This window comes from Streptomyces sp. 150FB (genome assembly GCF_000818195.1).
In the GTDB taxonomy this organism is placed as follows: Bacteria; Actinomycetota; Actinomycetes; order Streptomycetales; family Streptomycetaceae; genus Streptomyces.
Window position 1 is genome coordinate 1,728,836 of record NZ_JTHL01000001.1, and the last position, 4,950, is coordinate 1,733,785.

Genomic DNA, 4,950 nt, shown 5'->3' on the forward strand with positions numbered 1-4,950 from the left:
CCGCCTCCGCGACACGAGACCCGCACAGGAGACCAGAGGGGGCCGGTACGCACAGCTTCGCCCCCGTACGACGGAAGGGCCCCGGCCATACGGCCGGGGCCCTTCCGTTCGCTCTGCCTGCCGCCCCGCGTACGGGCCGGGACGGGCGCTGTCAGCCGTGCCAGCAGCGGATGACCTTCCCGCCGTCGACCTCGAAGTTCAGCCGGCCGACCATGTACTCCATGGTGATGACCGTGCCGGGCTGGAGCGCTCTGACGACGGTCCAGCCGCGTTCCCTGGCGCGGTCCTCGGCCTCCTGGGCGGCGAGGCCGAGGTAGGACTCGGTGTTGTCTTCCGGCTGTGCGGGAGGAGTCGGTAGGGGTGCCATGCCACTCACCGTAGGCGCCCCGGGACGGCGAAGGAAGCCTGCGGCATACCCCTACAGCACCCCCTTACTCCATCTGCGGTCACACTTGTGTCACAGGATCCCGGCGCTCCTCAACCGAGAACGACTTCCCGCCGAGGCTTGTTTCATTCCTTACCGGAACCTTATTTCGGAGAAATTCAGACCCCTCGAAGATCACACAAATTCTCCCTTTCTGAATTTCTCTTACCGGTGACCGTCGCGCGGGTGGCGTGAATTGACAGGGTCAGGTGGAATTCACGATTCCCCCTCACGATCCACCGACGAAGAGCACGCGGACCGGCCACCATCGCCCGATCGGCCCAGAGCCCGCCCCGAGAGCGGCCAGGCCCCCAGGGACCGGCCACCGGGCCTGGCCTGGCCCGGCCAGGCCAGGCCAGGCCGTGACCCAGCTCGCGGCCTCGCGCGGGTCGGTGGAACCGTAGGTGCCGGGCACACTCACGCAGCCGAGGCCGGGTGGGTCACTTCGCCAGGGCCGTGCGGAGGAACGCGAGGATCTCCGCACGGGCCGCCTCGGCCTGTGGTTCCACGCCGGGCAAGGTGAGGAACGCGTGCCGCGCTCCCGGGTATTCGGAAAGCCGCACAGAGGTCCCCGCCGCCCGCAGTCGCTCGGCGTAGCGGCGGCCGTGGTCGGCGACCGCGTCCTGGGTGGGCACCACCACGAGCGCCGGGGCCAGCCCGCTCAGGTCGTCCGCGTACAGCGGGGAGACCGCGACGGCGTCGGTTCCCGGCGGGACGGCGAGCCGCTGGAAGAGCCGTAGTTGCGGCAGGTCCCGGGTCGGGCTGTCCGCGTACTCGGCGATCGAGGGGTAGTCGAACATCGTCTCGGTCACGTCGACCGCCGGGTTGACCAGCACCTGCGCCGTGAGCTCCAGGCCGGCCTCCCTGGCCCGGATGGCCGTCAGCGCGCTGATCAGCGCGCCGCAGCTCTCGCCGAAGACGGCCGCACGCGCCGGGTCGACGCCCCACCGCGCGGCGTGCCGCAGTACGTGCTGGAGCACGTCCCAGCCGTCGTCGGCGGCGTTCGCGAGCGGGCTGCCGGGGGCGAGGAGCCTGTGCTCGACCGAGACGACGAGGGCGGGCAGCCTCGCGGCGAGGTGGCTGCTGGTCCAGTCGCACTGCACCGCCGTGCCCACGAAGCCACCTCCGTGGACATGGAGCACGAGTGGCAGGCCGGTTCGGGCCGCGGCTCCGCCGTCTCCCGGCGGGGCCGGCCGGTAGACCCGGACCGGCAGGTCGCGGCCGGGCAGCGCGACCTCCTGGCAGACGATCGCGGCGCCGGCGTCCGGCTCTCCGAGGATCGCCCGCGCCGCACTGGAGGCCCGGAAGCGGTTTTCCGCCTCGCTGTAGGCGCGCAGCTCCTCGGTCGTGATCGCCGAGAAGTCCGGCTCCGGCGGCCTTGTCGCAGCAGTGATCTCGCTCATGGCTCCTTCTCCCCCTCCCGGCCGGCTGCCGGGTCTGTCGTTGCCGTCGGGCAGTGCATCGCCCTCGTGATGCACACAATTATGCACGCACCGCGTGCATCGGCAAGTGCATGGGATAGGCTGAGTTCGGACGAGAGGGGCGGGATGACTGGCCGAAGGCGATGGTCGACCGAGGAGATCCTGGACACGGCGGCGGAACTGCTGCGCACGAGCGACGCCGAGTCCTTCAGCGTGCGCAAACTCGCCGCAGTGCTCGGGACCGACTCCTCCAGCCTCTACCGGCACTTCCGCAACAAGACCGAACTGCTGCGCGCGGTCGCCGACCGGATCCTGCTGACCGCCATGGACGGCTACCGCCCCGAGGGCGACTGGAAGCAGCGCGTCACCGCCCTGGCCCTGCGCCTGCGCGAGGCCTTCGGCGAGCAGCCCCAACTCGCCGCGGCGTGGGGACGCTACGGGTCCGGCGGCGCCGGATCCCGATTGGTCATGGAGGAGCTGCTACAGGCCCTGCGCACGTCCGGCCTGCCCGACGAGGAGGTCCCGGCGCGCTACCACCGCATCGCGATCCTTCTCGCCGCACTGATCGCCTCCGAGGCCGGTATCAGCGCCATCACCCCCACGGAGTACGAGCAGGGCATGGAGCAGTTCCGCGTCGCTGTGCTCGGCGCCGATCCCGAGCGCTTCCCCGCCCTGGCCCACTTCGCCCGCGACATCCGCCCCCTCGGAGCGGACCGCCACGCCGCGTTCGAAGAAATCCTCGCCGCCCACCTCGCCCACATCGAGGCCCGGATCCCCTGACGCGCCGGATCACGAGGGCGATGCGGTCGTTCCGTACGCACCGCGCGGCACGGGCATGTCTCGACTCTTGACACCCTGAGAGATCAAGTGATCTATTCACTTTATGAGTCGCAGTGAAGTGTCTCTGTCCGAGCATCTGGCGGACAGCATCGTCGAGATCATCCGGACCGAACGCCTCGTACCGGGGGACATGCTGGCGTCCTCCCGGGACCTCGCCCGCCGGTTCGAAGTCACCACACCCACCGTCCGCGAGGCCCTGCGCAGACTGGAAGCCACGGGTGTGGTGGAGTTCCGGCACGGCTCGGGGACGTACGTGGGACCCGGCAGTGAACGGCGGTTGCTGGCCAACCCCCATCTCCCGCGCAGCAGCCGGAAGTCGGTTCTCGAACTGGTCGACGCACGCCTCGTACTTGAGCCGGCGATGGCGGCGGAGGCGGCGCGCATCCGAGTGCCCGAGGCTGTGGAGCAGTTGGCGGCGGCCGCCGCCAACGCGCTGTATCCGCCGGAGGAGTCGCTGAGGCGGTCGACGCACTTCCATGTGGCGCTGGCGGCCGCGACGGGCAACACCCTGCTGCGCGAGACCGTCGAGGCGCTCCTCCAGGTCAGGGCGCGCGAACAGGTCGAGATCCGGCATCGCTACAGCGATCGCGGCCGGGACCACGGCGAACACGTCAAGATCTTCGAGGCGGTACGGACCGGTGACCCCGAGGCGGCCGAGCGGCTGACCCGGGAGCACCTGCGCGCGATCCGGGCGAGCGTGCTCGGCGCGGACTTCACGGACACCGACCAAGCGAACCCGCAGGCGGAATCAGCAGGACAGGAGCAGCCCCGATGACCGGCACCCCCACCCCCCGGCCCGTGCTGCTGGCCGAGATGACCACGGAGGAGGCCGCGGCCGCCGTCACCGCGAGCCCTGTGGTGATCCTCCCGGCGGGCGCCTTCGAACAGCACGGCCCCGCCATGCCGTTGGCCACCGACCTGATCAGGGCCGAGCGGGTCGCGGACCTCGTCGCGGCCGAACTCGCCGGACGCGCGGTGATCGGACCCTCGCTGCCCGTCGGGGTGTCCCCGCACCACCTGGCCTTCACCGGCACCATCACCCTGACCACCACCACCCTGGCCGCCGTACTCCGCGACTACGCCGACAGCCTCTACCGGCACGGCTGGCGCAAGATACTCGTGGTGACCGGGCACGGCGGAAACAACGCGACGCTGACGACGGTGGCGCAGGACCTGCTCACCACCCACCCGGACCTGGAATTCGCCTGGACCCCGGTCACCGCGCTGGCCGCCGACGTGGTCTCCGGCATGGGGGTCAGCGAGGTGCACGGCCACAGCGGGGAGGCCGAGACCGCCCAGATGCTCCACGTCGCGCCCCACCTGGTCCACCCCGACCGGCTCACACCGGGTGCGACGGCCACCGCCGCGCTCGATCCGCTCTCCCGGCTCTCCCACCGCGCCGGCCACCCCACGCTCGCGGTGCGCTACGACCGGCTCAGCCCCAACGGCGTTCTCGGGGACCCGCGCCGGGCCACCGCCGAGGACGGACAGGCGATCGTCGACGCCGTCGTGAAACGTCTGTCGTCGTTCGTGAAGGAGTGGCTGGAGGCCTGAGCCACGAGGCATCCTCCGCTCCCCCATCCCCCTCTCCGCCACCGCACCGCGCGCGCCACGCGCCGAACGCCCCGCGTAGCGCCCGCGGCGGCACGGCCCTGCCCGCGTACCCACCGCCGCCACCCGGCTCCGCGAGCGGGTGACCCCAGTCGTCCAGCGACCCCAGTGACCCCAGTGAGCCGTCCGCCTCCGGCGTACGGCAGAAGGAGCCTGCCATGAACAGCACCGTACTGATCCGGGCCGCGAGCGCCGTCGCGGGCCTCGCCCTGTGTCTCGGAGGTACCGCACCGGCCGTCGCGGTGTCCCCCGCGCCCGCCCCGGCCCATCACGGCGCGGGGCCCGCCGCCTGCCGTATCCCCGCGCCCCAGACCCCCGGCACAAGCGTGCTGCACACCATCTCCAGCGGCGGTCTGAACCGTACGTACCAGCTCCATCTCCCCGCCGACTACGCGTCGAAGCGCGACTGGCCGGTGATCCTCGCCTTCCACGGCCGGGGCAACACCGGTGCGGGTACGGAGGAGTTCTCGAAGCTGTCGACCCTGCCGGCCGTCGTCGCCTATCCCAACGGGGTCGTCGGCACCGGGGACGGCGACCGGCAGGCCTGGCAGGGCGCTCCGTACGCCGCCGCCGGAGTGGACGACGTGGCCTTCACCGGGGACCTGCTCGACCAGCTCGAAGACACACTCTGCGTCGACAAAACAGCGGGTGTAC

General features: G+C 71.5%; 5 protein-coding genes and 1 pseudogene. 4 read left to right on the forward strand and 2 right to left on the reverse strand.

Annotation, left to right across the window (positions count from 1 at the left end; all coding sequences use genetic code 11):
- Window positions 1-151: 151 nt before the first annotated feature.
- Window positions 152-367, reverse strand: coding sequence for an I78 family peptidase inhibitor (locus QR77_RS07045; protein WP_040020340.1), 216 nt, complete (start codon window positions 365-367; stop codon window positions 152-154).
- A 497-nt stretch (window positions 368-864) separates the two neighbouring features.
- Window positions 865-1,827, reverse strand: a complete 963-nt coding sequence (locus tag QR77_RS07050; protein ID WP_040020341.1) for an alpha/beta hydrolase — start codon at window positions 1,825-1,827, stop codon at window positions 865-867.
- A gap of 144 nt (window positions 1,828-1,971) precedes the next feature.
- On the opposite strand from QR77_RS07050, the gene QR77_RS07055 reads away from it, so the two are divergent.
- The 4 genes and pseudogenes from QR77_RS07055 to QR77_RS47730 form a co-directional block, all read left to right on the forward strand.
- A complete protein-coding gene (locus tag QR77_RS07055; protein WP_040020342.1) occupies window positions 1,972-2,625 on the forward strand; it encodes a helix-turn-helix domain-containing protein in 654 nt (217 codons plus the stop codon).
- Between the two features lie 103 nt (window positions 2,626-2,728).
- Window positions 2,729-3,460, forward strand: a complete 732-nt coding sequence (locus tag QR77_RS07060) for an FCD domain-containing protein (RefSeq protein ID WP_040020344.1) — start codon at window positions 2,729-2,731, stop codon at window positions 3,458-3,460.
- On the forward strand, window positions 3,457-4,239 hold the full coding sequence (locus QR77_RS07065; RefSeq protein ID WP_040020345.1) for a creatininase family protein: 783 nt from the start codon (window positions 3,457-3,459) through the stop codon (window positions 4,237-4,239). Before QR77_RS07060 ends, QR77_RS07065 begins: the two co-directional genes overlap by 4 nt.
- Window positions 4,240-4,454: 215 nt before the next feature.
- Window positions 4,455-4,950 (forward strand): annotated as a pseudogene (locus tag QR77_RS47730) (hypothetical protein); the annotation flags it as partial.

What these genes read in the sequence shown, in the direction of transcription:
- QR77_RS07060 (WP_040020344.1), top strand. Translation starts at nt 2,729, where the DNA reads ATGAGTCGCAGTGAAGTGTCTCTGTCCGAGCATCTGGCGGACAGCATC.
- QR77_RS07050 (WP_040020341.1), bottom strand. Translation starts at nt 1,827, where the DNA reads ATGAGCGAGATCACTGCTGCGACAAGGCCGCCGGAGCCGGACTTCTCG.
- QR77_RS07055 (WP_040020342.1), top strand. Translation starts at nt 1,972, where the DNA reads ATGACTGGCCGAAGGCGATGGTCGACCGAGGAGATCCTGGACACGGCG.
- QR77_RS07065 (WP_040020345.1), top strand. Translation starts at nt 3,457, where the DNA reads ATGACCGGCACCCCCACCCCCCGGCCCGTGCTGCTGGCCGAGATGACC.
- QR77_RS07045 (WP_040020340.1), bottom strand. Translation starts at nt 367, where the DNA reads ATGGCACCCCTACCGACTCCTCCCGCACAGCCGGAAGACAACACCGAG.